Source organism: Pseudomonas sp. G2-4, from assembly GCF_030064125.1.
Lineage (GTDB): Bacteria > Pseudomonadota > Gammaproteobacteria > Pseudomonadales > Pseudomonadaceae > Aquipseudomonas.
Window position 1 is genome coordinate 106,152 of record NZ_CP125957.1, and the last position, 16,964, is coordinate 123,115.

The following is a 16,964-nucleotide window of genomic DNA, read 5'->3' on the forward strand; positions in this document are numbered from 1 at the left end:
AAACCCGCCAAAAAAAATCAAACAGCACGTTCCAGCGTGACCCACCAACGGGTTCGATAGCGCAATTGCACGGGGAGCATGCGAGGCAGGACGGCCAATACCTGGTCGGTGTCCTCCAGGCGGAACACGCCCGACAAGCGCAAATCGGCAATCGACGCGGCACATTTCAAATAGCCGGGACGGTAGCGTCCTACTTCGTTGAGGAAATCTTCCAGGCGCATGTTGCGCGTGACGATCAGCCCGTCCGCCCAGGCGCCAGCGTCCATGTCCAGCGATGGCGCCAGTGTCGCTGTCGATGGGGTGATCACATAGCTTTGCCCGGCAGTGACCTGGATGGGCGCGCCGTTGTCGTTGCGGTGGGAACGGATCGCCACGCTGCCGCGGGTGACGCTCAAACGGGTGCAGTCGCTGTCCTGGCGCACGACGAAGCGCCCGTCCAAACCTTCGAACAGGCCGTGCCGGCTTTGTACCAACAGGGGGCGCCCAGGGTCGCGGCCGCAAGTGACCATGATTTCACCGCGGGCCAGGCTGATCAGGCGCTGCCTGGCCGTGTAGTCGAGGTCGACGGCGCTGCCGGTGTTGAGTTCAAGCCGTGTGCCGTCGGGCAGCTGGAAACCGCGACGTTCACCCGTGGCGGTGGCGAAGTCGGCGCTCCACGGCTGCCAGCCCAGATCTTTGCCCAGCCAGGCGGCGGAGCCCATCAGCGCAATGCCGGACAAGAGCTTGAGGGCTTGACGCCGGCCGAGGCGCTGGGCGCTGTTTTCCAGGGTATCGAGGGCGATGTGGGCGCCGGGCACTGCCCGCAGGTTCGAGGTCAATTCGTTATGCAGCGATTGCACCCGTTGCCAGGCCAGTTCGTGCTCAGGGTGGGCGGCGCGCCAGGCGTCGCACTGTTGGCGCAGGGTGGGGTTGGCGGCATGGTTGCGCAGGCGCAGCAGCCAGTTGATCGCTTGCCGGACCACCTGCTGAGGCGGGCCGTTACGTCGGCTCTGTAAGTGATCCATGGGTTCAGCTTTCATAGCGCAACACATAGCAATGGTACAGCGCATCGGCGACATAACGTTCCACCGAGCGCAGCGAAATGCCCATCTGTTCGGCAATCTGCTTGTAGGTCAGGTCTTCGCACTGGGCCAGCAGAAACGCCCTGCGCACTTTCGGCTTGAGGCCTTCGAGCATTCTTGCAATGGCCTCCAGCAATTCCAGAATCAGGGCCTGGGCTTCGGTGCCGGGGGTTTCGGCCTCCGGCAGGTGGGCGATGGTTTCGAGGTAGGCGCGCTCGATTTCTGCTCGACGCCAATGGTCGATCACCAGGCCTTGGGCGATGGTCCGCAGAAAGGCGCGTGGCGCCTTGAGTTCCAGGCGTTCGGTACGTTGCAGCAGGCGAACGAACGTGTCCTGGGCCAGGTCGGCCGCATCGGCGGCATTGCCCAAACGGTCGCGCAGCCACGTATTGAGCCAGCCGTGATGACGGCTGTAGAGCGCCTGTACTGCAAACTCGGGAGATGACATGAACGCGACGGCCTGGCTATCACAAATGATAATAGGTCGCATTGTCATCAGGAGGTGGCAAATTTGCAACCACCGTTCACCGGCCGCTGAAGGTGGCCGCGCTTTGTGCTTCTACCCCTCGTCGGTCAATTTCATATAACCCTCATTTTTTCCTGATGCTTGCCGAAAGAATAGTAAGCGTGCACCAAAGTGGAGCATGGCAGAATGCCTGCTCGTGCTTTTCACATGAAATATTGCAACTGGAATGCATCCCTACTCTTTGCATAAGAAGTCCGTCGATGAATCTAAAGTTCAGCCATAAAATCCTTCTGGCCGCCTCGGGTGTGGTGGTTCTAGCCTTTGCCCTATTCACGCTCTACAACGATTATTTGCAGCGAAATACCATCGCCCGTAGCCTCGAGTCCTCCATCGAGCAATCCGGTGACCTGACGGCCAGCAGCATCCAGAACTGGATGAGTGGGCGGATACTGGTGCTGGAAAACCTGGCGCAGAACATCGCGCATCAGGGCACCGGTGCCGATTTGCCGGGGCTTGTCGATCAGCCGGCGCTGACGTCGAATTTCCAGTTCACGTACGTGGGCCAGGCCAACGGTGTTTTCACCCAGCGTCCTGACGCAAAAATGCCCGACGGCTACGACCCGCGCCAACGGCCCTGGTACAAGCAGGCCGTTACCACCGATAAAACCATGCTGACCCCCCCCTACCTCGCGGCGGTCGGCGGCTTGGTGGTGACTATCGCGCTGCCGGTGAAGCACAAAGGTGAATTGCTCGGTGTGGTGGGTGGCGACCTGAGCCTGGAAACCTTGGTGAAAATCATCAACTCCGTGGACTTCGGCGGCATCGGCCATGCGTTCCTGGTCAGCGGCGACGGTCAGGTGATCGTCAGCCCGGACAAAGACCAGGTGATGAAGAACCTCAAGGACATCTACCCCGGCACGCCGGTGCGCATCGGCAAAGGCATCCAGGAGGTTGAGCTGAACGGGAAGGACCGCATTCTTTCGTTTACCCCGGTCACTGGCCTGCCGAACGCTGAGTGGTACATCGGTCTGTCGATCGATAAGGCCAAAGCCTACGCACCGCTGAGCCAGTTCCGCACGTCCGCGTTGATTGCGATGTTTGTCGCGGTGGCGGCCATTGCGTTGCTGCTGAGCATGTTGATCCAGGTGTTGATGCGTCCGTTGACCACCATGGGCCGCGCCATGCAGGACATCGCCCAGGGCGAAGGCGACCTGACCCGGCGCCTGGTCGTGCAGGGCAAGGATGAGTTCGCGGTGCTGGGTGGCTCGTTCAACCAGTTCGTGGAGCGGATTCACGCTTCGATTTCCGAAGTATCCTCAGCGACACGGCAGGTGCATGACCTGTCGCAGCGGGTAATGACTTCGTCCAACGCCTCGCTCGTCGGCTCGGATGAACAGAGCGCCCGCACCAACAGCGTAGCCGCGGCCATCAACCAGCTGGGCGCCGCGACCCAGGAAATCGCCCGCAACGCCGCCGACGCTTCACAACACGCCAGCGGTGCCAGCGAGCAGGCTGACGATGGGCGCCAGGTAGTGGAAAAAACCATCCAGGCCATGACCGAGCTGTCGCAGAAAATCAGCCTCTCGTGTAACCAGATCGAAACACTGAACGCCAGCACCGATAACATCGGGCACATCCTGGACGTGATCAAGGGCATCTCCCAGCAAACCAACCTGCTGGCCTTGAACGCGGCCATCGAAGCGGCCCGTGCCGGTGAAGCCGGACGCGGTTTTGCGGTGGTGGCCGATGAAGTGCGCAACCTGGCGCATCGCACCCAGGAGTCGGCGGAAGAAATCCACAAGATGATCACCTCGCTGCAGGTCGGCTCCCGTGAAGCGGTGACCACGATGAACGCCAGCCAGGCGTCCAGTGAAGAAAGCGTGGAAGTCGCCAACCAGGCCGGGTTGCGGCTGGTCAGCGTGACGCAGCGCATCGGCGAAATCGACGGCATGAACCAGTCGGTGGCCGCCGCGACCGAAGAACAGACCGCCGTGGTGGAAACCCTGAACATGGACGTCAGCCACATCAACCTGTTGAACCAGCAAAGCGTGGCCAACCTCAATGAAACCCTGAAGGATTGCGATGCCTTGTCGCAACAGGCCAATCGGTTGAAGCAACTGGTGGACAGCTTCAAGATCTGAGGCCTTAGCTGACATCACCGCAAGCTGAGCCACCGCCATCGCGAGCAAGCTCGCTCCCACAGGGGATTGGCGGTGAGCCTGGATCTTGGGTTCACTGCAACTCAATGTGGGAGCGAGCTTGCTCGCGATGGCGTCGGTAAAGCCACCAGCACCGCCAACAGACCCACCGCTTTCGCGAGCAGGCTCGCTCTCACAGAGGATTGGCGGTGAGCCTGGATCTTGGGTTCACTGCAACTCAATGTGGGAGCGAGCTTGCTCGCGATGGCGTCGGTAAAGCCACCAGCACCGCCAACAGACCCACCGCTTTCGCGAGCAAGCTCGCTCCCACAGGGGATTGGCGGTGAGCCTGGATCTTGAGTTCACTGCAACTCAATGTGGGAGCGAGCTTGCTCGCGATGACGGCGGCACAGGCAACATCAGCGGCACTGATCCACCGCCATCGCGAGCAAGCTCGCTCCCACAGGGGATTGGCGGTGAGCCTGGATCTTGGGCTCACTGCAACTCAATGTGGGAGCGAGCTTGCTCGCGATGGCGTCGGTAAAGCCACCAGCACCGCCAACAGACCCACCGCTTTCGCGAGCAAGCTCGCTCCCACAGGGGATTGGCGGTGAGCCTGGATCTTGGGTTCACTGCAACTCAATGGGGGAGCGAGCTTGCTCGCGATGGCGTCGGTAAAGCCACCAGCACCGCCAACAGACCCACCGCTTTCGCGAGCAGGCTCGCTCCCACAGGGGATTGGCGGTGAGCCTGGATCTTGGGTTCACTGCAACTCAATGGGGGAGCGAGCTTGCTCGCGATGGCGTCGGTAAAGCCACCAGCACCGCCAACAGACCCACCGCTTTCGCGAGCAGGCTCGCTCTCACAGAGGATTGGCGGTGAGCCTGGATCTTGGGTTCACTGCAACTCAATGTGGGAGCGAGCTTGCTCGCGATGGCGATCTTCAATGCAGCACAGGCCGCTCAGCCCAATGCTTGAACCTCAAGCCAACCCAATCCCTGTGGCGAGGGAGCTTGCTCCCGCTCGGCTGCGAAGCAGTCGTAAACCGGCGGGTGCGGTGTGTCTGATGCTCCGCATTTGGCAGGTTTTGGGGCCGCTTCGCGGCCCAGCGGGAGCAAGCTCCCTCGCCACGGGGTTTGTCGATTGCCTTAAGTGAACAACATTACCCCCCACCTCAGGGAAGGGTTATGCCTTCGGCGAACATCCCCTGCACATTCCCCATCGCCTCATCGGCAAACCCTTGCAGGAAATCCCTGAATCCCGACGGCGTATGGGCGTCGGTGTGGTCGGCGATGATGGTCCAGGTGGCGCGGCAGCGGTTGTCCGCCAGGGGCTCGACGCGCATGGCCGCCCAGAGGTTGTCGATGCCCAGGGTGTTGTAGATCAGCGTCCAGGTCATGTGCATGGCCTGGTCGTCACGGCTGTTGAGCTGTTCCACCACCAGGTTCTGGCCGTCGCGGAAGAACTTCTTACGCAGGGACCGCACGCCGTCGCCGGTCATTTCGATACGCTCCAGCGCCGGAATAAAACGGTTGAATCCGCCAAAATCGCCCACCACTTCCCAGACACGCGCCGCGTCGGCCGGTACTTCCACCGAGGTTTCGACCTGGCAGGCGTGGGGGTTTTTGATCAGGGTGTCGGGTTGAAATGCACTCATGGTCTTGCTCCTTGTTTTCAATTGAGGGTGCTTCAGATGAAATCGATGGCCTTGAGGTAGTCGGCGCCACGGCGCAGCAGGGCCGGGGATTTTTCCGGGTAGCAAGCGCCCATCTGCCGGACACCGGCGCGGGCGTTGTCGTGGCTGATTAGCGAGATGTCGCCGATGTCTTCCTCGAAGCCGTTGAGGTAGAAACCCAGCACGCCAAACAGCGCGTTGTCGGCATCGACTCGGCCCAATTGCTGTTGCCAGTCGGCGACGCTCACCAACGAAAACTCCCGGCCGCTGTCGCGGAACGACGCCACATAGGCGTCCCAGCTCAACGGCTCGGGGTTGTGCAGGTTGAACACCGCGTGCGTCGGCTGGTAGCGGCTGGCGTGGAAGGCGATGAAGCGGGCCAGGAAATCCACCGGCATCAAGTCGAAATTGAGCGACAGGTCCGGCACCTGACCGAGTTGAATCGAGCCCTTGAGCATCAGCATCAAGCGGTTTTTGTGCGGTTGGCAGACCCCGGTCAGGCTGTTGAAACTGATGTTGCCGGGACGGAACAGATTGACCAGCACGCCACGTTCGCGGGCCCGCTGCAGGATCCGTTCGCCGACCCATTTCGACAGGTTGTAGCCGTTCTTGATGTAGATCGGCGGCGTCTTCGCGGCGGGCTGCTCCAGGACCTGCCCATTGGCGTCCAGGGCGCTGGAGGCCGAAAGCGTGGAGACGAAGTTGAAGATCTTCTTGCTGCGCCCTTCACACAGGCGCAGGCATTCGAAGATCGGCTCCACGTTGTCCCGCGCCAGCGACGCGTAGTCGAGCACATGATTGACGTGGGCCGCGTTATGCACCAACGCGCCGAAGGTGCGGTCGATGCGGGCGTAGACGTCATCCGCCAAACCCAACTGCGGCTGGGTGATGTCGGCGGCGTAGACGCTGACGCGACTCAGGTCCAGGTGCGACAGGCGATTGTCCTGCAAGGCCTGGGAAAAACGTTCAGCCGCGCTTTGCCCAGCGGATGCGCGCACCAGGCAGGCGACTTCGGTGGCGCCCCAGGCCAGCAACGCCTCGACGATGTGCACGCCGAGAAAGCTGTTGGCACCGGTCACCACCACCTTGTGCACATCACCGCACTGGCTGATGGGTAACGGTTCGAGGTTGAGCTCGGCTTCGGCATCGATGAAGGCCTGGGGACTGAGGGTCGATGCGCTGCTCTGCCCGGAATCGTCCAACAACTGCGCCAAGGTCATCAGCGTGGGCGCTTCAATGAAACGATTGATCGACAAGCTGCGCCCGAACGTCTGGCGGATGCTCAACAACAGTTGCGACAGCAGGATCGAATGCCCACCGAGATTGAAGAAACTTTCGTCCGTGGCAATGTCTTCGACCGGCAGTTCCAGCAGCTCGGCCCACAGTTGCTGCAACTGTGTTTCCAGTGCGTTCTGCGGCTGGCGCCGCTGGCTTCCGACATGGACCTGCACCGCGGTTGCCAGCAACGCCCGACGATCGACCTTGCCGTTAGTGGTGTACGGCAGGCAGGGCAATTCGACATAGGCCGCCGGGTGCATGTAGCTGGGCAGCGTGTTTTGCACATGCTCGCGCAAGGCCTGGAGGGCAGCGCCGGGGCGGTCCTCCTTGGGGTGGACCAGAAACGCCAGGATCCGCCGCCGCTCATCGACCCCCACCGCCACCTGGCGAAACAACTGGCTTTCCCGCAGGCAGTGCTCGATTTCCTCGGGCTCGACCCGAAAGCCACGGATTTTCACCTGGTTATCCCGGCGCCCGCTCAGTTCGATACCGCTGTCGGTCCACTGGGCGATATCGCCCGTGCGATACACCCGCAAGGTTTGCCCGGCGGGCAGCGTCAAGTTGAGGTAACGGGTCGCCGTCAGCGTCGGGTCATTCAAGTAACCCAGGCCCACGCCCGGCCCGGCGATGTACAGCTCGCCCGGCGTGTCTTGCGGTACCGGTTGCAGCTGTTCGTCCAGAATCAGCACCCGACCATTGGCGATGGGCACGCCGAGATTACGATTGTTGTCGCCGACACCGAATTGCCGCGTCGTCGCCAGCACCGTGGTTTCGGTCGGACCATAAATATTGTGGAACCTGCACTGCGGCGCGAGCTGTTCGATCACGAAGGGCTCACAGACATCGCCACCGGTAATCAGATGCGCCAGGCCCATCGGCGCGTCCAGTGGCATCACGCTCAGGAGCGCTGGCGGCAGGAACGCGTGAGTCACTTGCTGTGCGCCCATCAGCTCCACCAATTGCTGTGGATCGCGGCGCTGGTCTTCGCTGGGGACCACCAGTAACGCGCCCTGGATGAAGGTCGGCAAAATATCCAACAGCGATGCGTCGAAATTGATGGTGGAAAACTGCAGCGCCCGACTGTCGCGCTGCAAGCCGACATAGTCGCCATACCAGGCGCAGAAATGGCTGAGGTTGCGATGGCTGAGCAACACGCCTTTGGGTTGGCCGGTGGTGCCGGAGGTGTAGATCGCCACGGCCGGCTCGTCGATACCCGTCACCCGACGGATCAGCGAGACGGGGATGCCGGGCTTGGACGCCGGCAACCGATGCACGTTCAGCGTCGGCAGCACGAGGTCGTCCAAGTCGCTGTCGCCGTCATGCAGCAACAGGCCCGCCCTGGCGTTCTCCAGGATAAAGCGCCGACGTTGCGCCGGGTGTTGCGGGTCCAGCGGCAGGTACACGGCGCCGCAACCCAGCACCGCCAGGATCGCTGCGTACAGGTGTGACGACTTGGGCAGGCAAACGCCGATCACCAGCGGTTGGTCGGAGGCTTGCCGGAGCTTTTCCAGCATGGCGTGCTGCAACCTCAGCGCCAGGCCACGCAAGGATTTATAGTCGGTGAGCCGGCCCTCGACCCACAGGGCCGGTTGCGTCGCGTCATCGAGCATGCGCTGTTCGATGCTGTGCATCACCGGCACTTCGGCCGCGGCCAATAGCCAGGGCACTGGCGGCCGGTTGAAACGGTGCTCGAAGGCCAGTGGCTCCAGCGCATCGAGTGCCTGCAACGGTTGATCGGCTGCGTCAGCCGGCACCGTTGGCCAGTGATCGAAGCAGGCTTCATCCCGGGAAAACTGGCTGACCAGCCGCGCACCGTCCTCGACCACCGCCGCCAGCGTACGCAGCCTTAGGGACTGGCCGTTGCCGTCGCTGTGCTCGGCAATGGCCTGTCGCGACAATAGCCGCTGCCCACCGTCGCGGAACACCACCACCGGTTGCGGCAATGCCTGACCGGGCATTGCCGGCAATGCCACGCGCACCTGAAGGCGCAGCCGGGCGTGGATGACGCTCGACAGCGTACCGTCGTCGATCAGCACATCCACCGCATCGTGGCGGGCCAACGATTCATGAACGACGACCCCATGGCCGTGCAGTTCAAGTTCCTGGGCCAGTTCGATCATGGCCTGGCTTGTGCCAGACACTGCAATTTCGAGGCGTCTCATTGGAGGATCCTCATGGGGTCAGGTAGTCGGCGATGGCGTCGCGCACGCAGGGGGAGGCGAGCATGGAGCTGCTGCGCAAAAAGCGTGTGATGTTGCCCACCAACGGGTGAAAACGATTGATGGGGTAGGCCAGCGCACTGGCGTCTTCACGCAGCGACTGGCGCACCGATTCGTCGACGGGCAGGTGGGTGATCAGTGCGCAATCGAACGCCTGCTGCAGATCGCTCGCCAGGTACTGGGCGATGAAACCGGGCAGCAAGCGCGCAAGTGCCTCGCGGTCCTCTTCGGGCGCGGTGCGCCAGTAGATCTGCACCAACCGCGTCCAGAAACCGGAGTGCCGGCCCTCGTCCAGCAAGTGGTCGGCCATCAAGCCCTTGATCGAAGCCTTGACCGAATCATCGCGAGCGAACGCGGCCACTTCGTTGGTCACGGTGTTTTCGGCGATGGCGATGCAGATCAGTTCCATGGCGCTGAGCAAATGCTCCGGCGCCTGGGCCAGTGTCGCGGGAATCGCGCGGCTGAGTTCAATCTGCGAAGGCAGCGGGATCGGTGCGATGCCGGTCATGTCGATGGTCTGTTGCATGAAGTCCATCGCCACCAGTGCGTGATAATCCTCGTCGACCACCACCGTCATTGCGTCATAGCGGCAGGCGAAGGGGAATTCGATGCCGAAGCTGTTCTTGGCGATGCGTCGGGCGGTGTGGTCCACCAATTCAGTCTCGAAAATCACCACGTCGTTGATGAACTTGTAGAGGCTCTGCACCAGCACAAAATCGCGCAGTTGCGGGCAATGACTGAGAAAGGTCTGGCTGTGCACCAGCGGTTGACGGCTCATGGGGAAGATCAGCTTGTCGTCGTCTTCCACCCGGCGCCGTGGTCGGGTGCGGATGGTGGCGCGGCTTTCCCAGGCGTCGGCAAAGGATTGGTATTCGACGGCGTTCATGGCGTCACCTGTGCAACGGGTTGAGCCATGCTCTGACGCAGCCCGTCCCACAGCGCCGCGCGACTTTGAACGGCGGCGAGAGCGGCAGCCAGCACCTCTGTTTCGCGCTGGGGGTCGCCGTCGATCAGCCGGGCCAGCAGTTTTTCCGCCGCCGGGCCGTGGTCTTCGGAGTCGACCTCGATGTGCCGTTGCAGGTAATAACGAAACGTCGGCGCCTGATCCAGGCCAATGCCCCAGGCGTCCAGCATGCGCTGGAACATCTGTGGGATGACACTCTCGCGACCATGCACGAAGGCGGCGGCCACGCTGTGGGCCGGGGCGTGCAGGGCGGTGTGCAGCGTCTGGCGAACGAAGCGCGCCGCCGCAGGTTCCACCTCGACGCTTTCCAGTGCCGTCTCGGGGCTGACACCTTCCTGCTGCAGAGTGATGAACTGCTCGATCGCACGGGTATCTGCACCGACCTCCCGCATGGCGTCCAGATACAGTTCGAAATGGCTGCAATACCCGGCACCGGGGCGATCATCCGATTCCTCGCCCAAGACAATTTCGTTGATCAGGCGTGCAGCGTGTGGGTCCGCCGGCGGCAGCCAGGGCAGGTGGACACAGGTCAGCTCGCGTTGCAGCCGTTTGGTCAGTGACATGAAGTCCCATACGGCAAAGACGTGGCTTTCCATAAAGCGGCGTAACAGATCGATTGATGTTATTTCGGAAAAAACCGGGTGTTGGCCAAGTTCATGCTTTTTCAGAAATAGTTGTTCTTTGGTTGGCTGCATTGGAACGTCCTCATCAATGATGTTGTGTTCGGAAAGTTGCCCGTTCTTTATCAAGGCGAACGGGCGCCTGAACCGAAGTCCATGAATTACCCAAATGCTCAAGTAGTGGCTTTTAATGCGTGTTGTCGGCTTGTAATGCTTGATTTTGACGCCTGTGTCGGAAGCGGACACAGGCGATAACAATTCGACGAATAAAAAACTAATACACAAGACAAGTAAGCGGCAAGGGTTTTTTTAATTATTTAAAGTGGCAAGTTTATTGGGCGCGAAGTGGGGTATTAAAACTTTTTATATAAGTTTTATTCAGGCGAAGAGGCTCCTTCCGATTTAGGGGTATCAGAATCGAATAGTTCGAGCGAATGCCTCGCTCGGAGCACTTCAGGGATCAGGGGAATTAAGAGATTTGGCTTCTAAGGGAGGGACACCGGTCGGACCACCGATCATCCCGCCAGTTGGGCGACGCTCCTTGCGTATTGGCTTCGATTCGCCTGGTCTATGGCCAGGCGCTGACTTCTTCAGGTCTGTTTTTGAATCGACAAGCGCAAGAGTGAGCCCAAATCGTTGGCAGTGCCATTGAACTGGTGGACCAATGCGCTGCAGGCACGGTCAGGCCACGCCGGGCAGGCGAGAGTGCGGTTGGAAGGATATGTAAGAAGTTTTTACGCCGGCGGGACCGCCGGCGTGGGATCAACGATTTGACTGCTGCTCCAGATACCGGCGCATGGTGACGGAGGCTTTTTCCAGGTGGCGCTCCAGCAAGACAATGGCTTTATCGATGTCTTTGGCGCGTGCGGCGTCGAGCAATGCGCGGTGATCGTCCTGACTCAACTTGCCCAGCCCCATGGACGACAGATGAAAGCGCAGAAAACGCTCTTCTTCATTGAGCTCGCGCTCGATCAGGTCCAGCAGTTTCCCGTTGGGGGCCTTATGGTAAAGCGACATGTGAAACAGTCGATTGAGCTTGCCGATCTCTGCATGCACAGTTTCTGTTTCCAACTGTTCGATGTACTGGGCAGCCAGGACCAGATCGCTGTCATCGAGCAGCGGAATGGACAGGCGCAAGGCGAAAGACTCCAGGACCGAACGCAGGGCGTAGGTCTCGACCGCATTGTTGGTGATCAACGGCGCTACCACGGCGCCTTTGTGCTGAACCACATTGAGCAGTGATTGGGCCTCGAGCTGGCGCAACGCCTCGCGTACCGGCATGCGGCTTACGCCGAACAGGTCCGCCAGCTCCTGCTGGCGCAGGGCGGTGCCGCAAGGCAGGCGTCCATCGAGAATGGCCTCGCGCAGGGATTCTTCGATGATCGAGCGTGCCTGGTCAGAGGGAATGGGTCCGTTGACCTGGATAGTGCTGAGCGGTTTGGGCTTCTGTGTCACGACAACGCACCCTGACTGGTTATGGCGAATTGGATCCAAGCGAACATTAGTTACAGATTGCCAAGCCGTCAAAATATCGCGGTCCCGGTTCCTGAGCTAAAGTTTAGCCTGCCTGCGGTGATTGCACCCTGCCATTGTTTTTTGTCGGGCCAGGCTTCACCATCCAACGAATTTCCAACGGCCCTTTTCGGACGTACCTCCCTTGGCTGCACCTTCTCCTGTCCTCAGGTCCTTGCGCTGGTTGTGTTCGGCATTGTTGCTGGCCGGCCTCCTGCTGGGCGGTCTGCAGGCTGACTGGGACTTTGCGCAGATCAGCCGACGGGCGCAAGCGTTATATGGTCCGCTGGGCGAAGGGCAACAACGCATCGACGCGTGGCAGCAGTTGTTAGCGACCCAGAAGCAGATTCCGGAGCTCGAACAGCTCAAGGTGGTGAACCTGTTCTTCAACAAGCAGGTGCGCTACGTGGAAGACATCGACTTGTGGCGTGAGGTCGATTACTGGGAAACGCCGGTCCAGGCCCTGTGGAAGGGTGCCGGCGATTGCGAGGACTACGCCATCGCCAAGTACTTCAGCCTGCGTCATCTCGGGGTCTCCAGTGACAAGCTGCGCATCACCTACGTCAAGGCCTTGCGGCAGAACCGTGCGCACATGGTGCTCACCTACTACGCCACCCCCGAGGCGATGCCGCTGGTACTCGACAGCCTGATCGACGGCATCCAGCCGGCCAGCCAGCGAACCGACCTGCTGCCGGTCTACTCTTTCAATGCCGAAGGGCTGTGGCTGCCGGGTGCCAAGGGCAACAAAAAAGTGGGTGACACCAAGCGCCTGTCCCGGTGGCAGGATGTGTTGAAGAAAATGCAGGCCGAAGGTTTTCCGGTCGAGACGACTAACTAGGAGCGCGCGCTCAGATGTCCTTGTTCAAACAGCTGTTGATCGCTATCTGTCTGTTCCTGGTGGTTGCCTTCAGCGGCAGCTTCATGGTCAGCCTGGAGAGCTCGCGGGCCCAGTACGTCAACCAGTTGCGCTCCCATGCCCAGGACGCGGCTACGGCGCTGGCGCTGTCGCTGACGCCGAACATCGACGACCCGGCGATGGTGGAGCTGATGGTCAGCTCGATCTTCGACAGCGGCTATTACGCCAGCATCCGGGTGGTCGACGTGGCGACCGACAAGACCCTGGTGGAGCGCACCGGCACGCCCGACGCCGGCAGCGTGCCGCAGTGGTTCATCAAGCTCATCGGCCTGGAGCCGGCCGGCGGCGATGCCATCGTCAGCCGTGGTTGGGAGCAGGCGGCGCGGGTCGAAGTGGTCAGCCACCCGATGTTCGCCCTCGCCAAGCTCTGGCAGAGCGCGCTTGGCAGCCTGGGCTGGTTGCTGCTGTGCGGCGCCGTGAGCGCGGTGCTGGGGGCCTTGCTGCTGCGTCGCCAGCTCAAGCCGCTGGATTACATGGTGCATCAATCCCATGCCATCGCCCGGCGCGAATTCTTGAGCCTGCCGGAACTGCCCCGTACCCCTGAACTGCGCCGGGTGGTGCAGGCGATGAACCAGATGGTCGAGAAGCTCAAGGCGTTGTTCCAGGAGCAGGCCGAACGCAGCGAGAAACTGCGGGTCGAGTCCTATCAGGACAACCTGACGGGGCTGGCGAACCGGCGCTACTTCGAAATGCAGCTCAACGCCCGGGTGAGCAATCCGGAGCAGGCCAGTTCCGGTTATCTGCTGTTGCTGCGGGTCAAGGACCTGGCCGGTTTGAACCAGCGGCTGGGCGGGCAGCGCACTGACCAGTTACTCAAGGCCGTGGGCGAGCAATTGCTGCGTGAGTGCGCCCGGTATCCGGAAACCCAGAACCTGGTGACGCGCATTCGCGGCGGGGAGTTTGCCGTGCTTGCGCCAGGGCTGGTGCGTGACGAAGCGCTGCAATTGGCGCAGAACCTCGAGGCTGCATTGGCGAGCCTGCACGCCACTGGGGCGACCGACGTGGCCTCGGTGGCCTCCATCGGGCTGGCGCCGTTCATCCATGGCGACGCGCCGCAAGCGGTGCTCCAGCTCGGCGACCAGGCCCTGGCCCAGGCCGAAAGCCAGGGCGAGCCGGGTTGGGCCTGTCTGGACCATAGTGCATCGGCTAGCGTTGGCGACGATCACCATGCCTGGCATACATTGCTCGACCAGGCCTTGAGTCATCAGCGTTTTGAGCTGTACTTCCAACCGGTGGTGGCCGCTCAGGACACCCAAGTGGTGTTGCATTACAAAGTTCTGTCGCGGTTGCTGGATGAGCAGGGCCAGACCATTCCCGCTGGGCGCTTCCTGCCCTGGCTGGAGCGCTTTGGCTGGACTGCGCGCCTGGACCGCCTGATGCTTGAGCAGGTGCTCAAGCAGATGGCTGGGCACGAACAGTCCCTGGCGCTGAACCTGTCCTCTGCGACCCTGGCCGATCCTCAGGCATTGAATAAAATCTTTGAGATCCTGCGGGCGCATTCCAACCTCGGGCCGCGCTTGACCCTGGAGATCGGTGAAGAGCAATTGCCGGAGCAAGCGGTGCTGGAGCAGTTGACCCGGCGTCTGCGCGAGCTTGGCTTCTCCTTGAGCCTGCAGCGCTTTGGTGGGCGGTTCAGCATGATCGGCAACTTGTCTCGGCTGGGGTTGGCTTACTTGAAAATCGATGGCAGTTACATTCGTGCCATTGATCAGGAAAGTGATAAGCGTTTGTTCATCGAGGCTATCCAGCGCGCGGCCCACAGTATCGATTTGCCGTTGATTGCCGAGCGGGTGGAGACGGAGGGGGAGTTGGCGGTGATTCGGGAGATGGGGTTGTTTGGGGTGCAGGGGCAGTTGGTTGGGGAGCCTCGGCGGTGGGGGTGAGGCTTGTTGACGAGGCGGCCTGGTAGCCGGCCTGTCGCCCTTTTGACCGAGTACATATCCGTTCTTTTCGTAACGGCGACTTATGGTTTCGCCCTTACGGCGAGTCACTTTCGAAAATCCGGAAGCCGGCCCAGGCGAAAGTAACCAAAGCGCTTTTTGCCCCACCACTCGGCACCTCGCCTAGGCTCGGTGTGCCCTCACTCCGGCATTGCTCCGTGGGCCCGCTGCGAAGGGCCATCCATGGCCCAGCGCAGCTATCCCGGCATCCATGCCGGGATGCCCACTGCGTAATGCCTGCGTTCGGCCAGCGTGGTTAACGGGGCGCCGAGATCAACGTCCGACGCGAGGCGGCCTTATAGCCGACCTGGTTCTTGACTGGGACCGCGTTTCCCCTGTGGGAGCGGGCTTGCTCGCTCCCACATGGGTTTTGGTCGTTTACAAGATCAGTGTCCACCGCCGATCCCTGTGGGAGCCGAGCTTGCTCGCGATGGCGGTGGGTCAGCTAAGTAAATGCCGGGATGTGCCCCGCTCTTGCTCTTGCTTTGGCTTTTGATCTTGGGCGCCCCGTTAAACCACGCTGGCCGAACGCAGGCATTGCGCAGTGGGCACCTCGGCATGGATGCCGAGGTAGCCGCGCTGGGCCATGGATGGCCCTTCGCGGCGGCCCACGGAGCAATGCCGGAGTGAGGGCATGCCGAGCCTAGGCGAGGCACCGAGTGGTGGGGCATGAAGCGTTTTGCTTACTTTTGCGCTTCTCAAAAGTGAGCCGCTGTAAGAGCGGAACCGCCAGTAGCCGTTACGAAAAGAACGGATATACACCCCCTCTAAAGTAAGGTCCTAGGAGATTTCCTTCGAGTTGTAGCGAACTTGGTGAACTTGTCCGGCGTCTGCCTCGTGGCTAGTCTGGGTTTGTCACTGAAAAAACGGTGACACGGACGTGCAAGTCCGAAGAAACTGTTTAGGATGCGACGCTACATCGCTCAGGGGCTTTTTTCTGCCCACTGGCTTTATGGCGGCTGCACGCAGGAGATCCTTGGATCTGCTGGGTTTCCTAAACAGGCCCGGTCTTGCACACCTGCGTAAGGCCGCCACCCTCATTCGCGTGCAAGCGAACGGTGACGGTTTCCACTTAACTGTTTAGGAAATCTCTAATGTTCAAAGTAACTCCGAATCCGCCAGGAAGTCCTGGCAACGCCTCCAAAAAACTCGATGAGGCCGCCGAGCGCGCCCTCGACTACTACCTCAATCCCAAATCTACCGATGAAGCCTCGGGAAAACCCTCAACCGCCCAGCTCTTCATGGTTTCCCCAGACATCGACACTGAAACCCTTCTGGCCAATGCCTCCGAAGACTTGCTGTCCATCAGCGCCATCGCCGCCGACCTGGCTGACGACGTCGACGGCTCACGCCGCAGCGTGGTCCTGGCGATCAGTCGGATGGCCGATGGGGTGCAGTTGTTGGTGGAGCGGGCGATGGATCGGCTGGAGGTTCAAGCGGCGGGCTGACAGGCCTGCGGTGAATTGAGGACTATCATCGCGAGCAAGCTCGCTCCCACACGGGGTCTGTGTCGAGCCGGACTATCGAGGTCAATACCGATCAACTGTGGGAGCGAGCTTGCTCGCGATGGCGTCAGCCCAGACAACACGATCCCCTGTGGCGAGGGAGCTTGCTCCCGCTGGCCTGCGCAGCAGGCCCCAGCAGTTTTTCAGGCAGACTGCGTTGTCTGGTTTTGCGACTGCTGCGCAGCCGAGCGGGAGCAAGCTCCCTCGCCACGGGAATTGGGTTGTGCCGTTTGTAGTTAGATCAGGCCCTTCTCATCATCATCGATCAACCGGCTCAACCCGCCCAAGGCTTCCCGGGCCTGGGTACGGTCCATCAGCTTGGCCTGGGCCGCGGCTGGCAGGTCGGTGACGCGGATGACGCCTTTGCTGGTCAGCACCTGGATCAAGTCGTCGAGTACCCGGATCATTTCCAGGTCGCTCTGCTTGAGTTGCTTGAGGCTGTTTTCTACCGCCTGGTTGGCGAACCAGTCCTGGATCTCGTGGCTGTCGGCCGGCAGGGTTTCGGTGGCTTCGGCATACGCGGCGGCTTCCACGCGCGCCAGCAGGCCTTGTGCATCGCGTTGCACATAAAACATCGGGCATCCCTCATGTATGAAGCGGCGTCATGCTGGGCAGCATAGGCCAACTGCGGGGAGTATGAACACAAAACCGGTGGAGAGGGAGCAAGCAC

General features: G+C 61.1%; 12 protein-coding genes. 4 read left to right on the forward strand and 8 right to left on the reverse strand.

The genetic code is table 11. The annotated features are described in order from the left end of the window. Nucleotides 1-17: 17 nt before the first annotated feature. Together QNH97_RS00540 and QNH97_RS00545 are read right to left on the reverse strand one after the other, a co-directional pair. Complete coding sequence (locus QNH97_RS00540; protein ID WP_283555121.1) at nt 18-1,004, reverse strand: FecR domain-containing protein; 987 nt, start codon at nt 1,002-1,004, stop codon at nt 18-20. Nucleotides 1,005-1,008: 4 nt separating this feature from the next. Beyond that, on the reverse strand, nt 1,009-1,509 hold the full coding sequence (locus tag QNH97_RS00545) for a sigma-70 family RNA polymerase sigma factor (RefSeq protein WP_283555122.1): 501 nt from the start codon (nt 1,507-1,509) through the stop codon (nt 1,009-1,011). A gap of 278 nt (nt 1,510-1,787) precedes the next feature. Between QNH97_RS00545 and QNH97_RS00550 the strand changes: the two genes are divergently transcribed. Beyond that, nucleotides 1,788-3,668 (forward strand): methyl-accepting chemotaxis protein, encoded by a 1,881-nt coding sequence (locus tag QNH97_RS00550; RefSeq protein WP_283555123.1) that lies wholly within the window; start codon nt 1,788-1,790, stop codon nt 3,666-3,668. A gap of 1,171 nt (nt 3,669-4,839) precedes the next feature. Here the strand turns inward: QNH97_RS00550 and QNH97_RS00560 are convergent. The 5 genes from QNH97_RS00560 to QNH97_RS00580 form a co-directional block, all read right to left on the reverse strand. After that, on the reverse strand, nt 4,840-5,322 hold the full coding sequence (locus QNH97_RS00560; protein WP_283555124.1) for an SRPBCC family protein: 483 nt from the start codon (nt 5,320-5,322) through the stop codon (nt 4,840-4,842). 32 nt (nt 5,323-5,354) lie between these two features. After that, nucleotides 5,355-8,780 (reverse strand): non-ribosomal peptide synthetase, encoded by a 3,426-nt coding sequence (locus QNH97_RS00565; protein WP_283555125.1) that lies wholly within the window; start codon nt 8,778-8,780, stop codon nt 5,355-5,357. 10 nt (nt 8,781-8,790) lie between these two features. Continuing rightward, entirely contained in the window at nt 8,791-9,723 is a 933-nt protein-coding gene (locus QNH97_RS00570) for a diiron oxygenase (RefSeq protein ID WP_283555126.1), read from the reverse strand. After that, nucleotides 9,720-10,496: a DUF3050 domain-containing protein gene (locus tag QNH97_RS00575; protein WP_283555127.1), complete on the reverse strand. Its 777-nt coding sequence runs from the start codon at nt 10,494-10,496 to the stop codon at nt 9,720-9,722. The genes QNH97_RS00570 and QNH97_RS00575 overlap by 4 nt, the downstream gene beginning before the upstream one ends. Nucleotides 10,497-11,183: 687 nt before the next feature. Continuing rightward, nucleotides 11,184-11,876, reverse strand: coding sequence for a GntR family transcriptional regulator (locus tag QNH97_RS00580; RefSeq protein ID WP_283555128.1), 693 nt, complete (start codon nt 11,874-11,876; stop codon nt 11,184-11,186). Nucleotides 11,877-12,078: 202 nt separating this feature from the next. On the opposite strand from QNH97_RS00580, the gene lapG reads away from it, so the two are divergent. The 3 genes from lapG to QNH97_RS00595 all read left to right on the forward strand — a co-directional run bounded on the left by lapG (nt 12,079) and on the right by QNH97_RS00595 (nt 16,237). Further along, on the forward strand, nt 12,079-12,771 hold the full coding sequence (gene lapG, locus QNH97_RS00585; protein WP_283555129.1) for a cysteine protease LapG: 693 nt from the start codon (nt 12,079-12,081) through the stop codon (nt 12,769-12,771). 14 nt (nt 12,772-12,785) lie between these two features. After that, the gene (gene lapD, locus QNH97_RS00590) at nt 12,786-14,732 is read left to right on the forward strand and encodes a cyclic di-GMP receptor LapD (protein WP_283555130.1); all 1,947 of its coding nucleotides are present in this window, start codon (nt 12,786-12,788) and stop codon (nt 14,730-14,732) included. A gap of 1,151 nt (nt 14,733-15,883) precedes the next feature. Next, nucleotides 15,884-16,237 (forward strand): DUF6124 family protein, encoded by a 354-nt coding sequence (locus tag QNH97_RS00595; protein ID WP_283555131.1) that lies wholly within the window; start codon nt 15,884-15,886, stop codon nt 16,235-16,237. A gap of 293 nt (nt 16,238-16,530) precedes the next feature. Here the strand turns inward: QNH97_RS00595 and QNH97_RS00600 are convergent, their stop codons facing one another. After that, the gene (locus tag QNH97_RS00600; RefSeq protein ID WP_283555132.1) at nt 16,531-16,869 is read right to left on the reverse strand and encodes a tryptophan synthase subunit beta; all 339 of its coding nucleotides are present in this window, start codon (nt 16,867-16,869) and stop codon (nt 16,531-16,533) included. Nucleotides 16,870-16,964 lie beyond the last annotated feature (95 nt).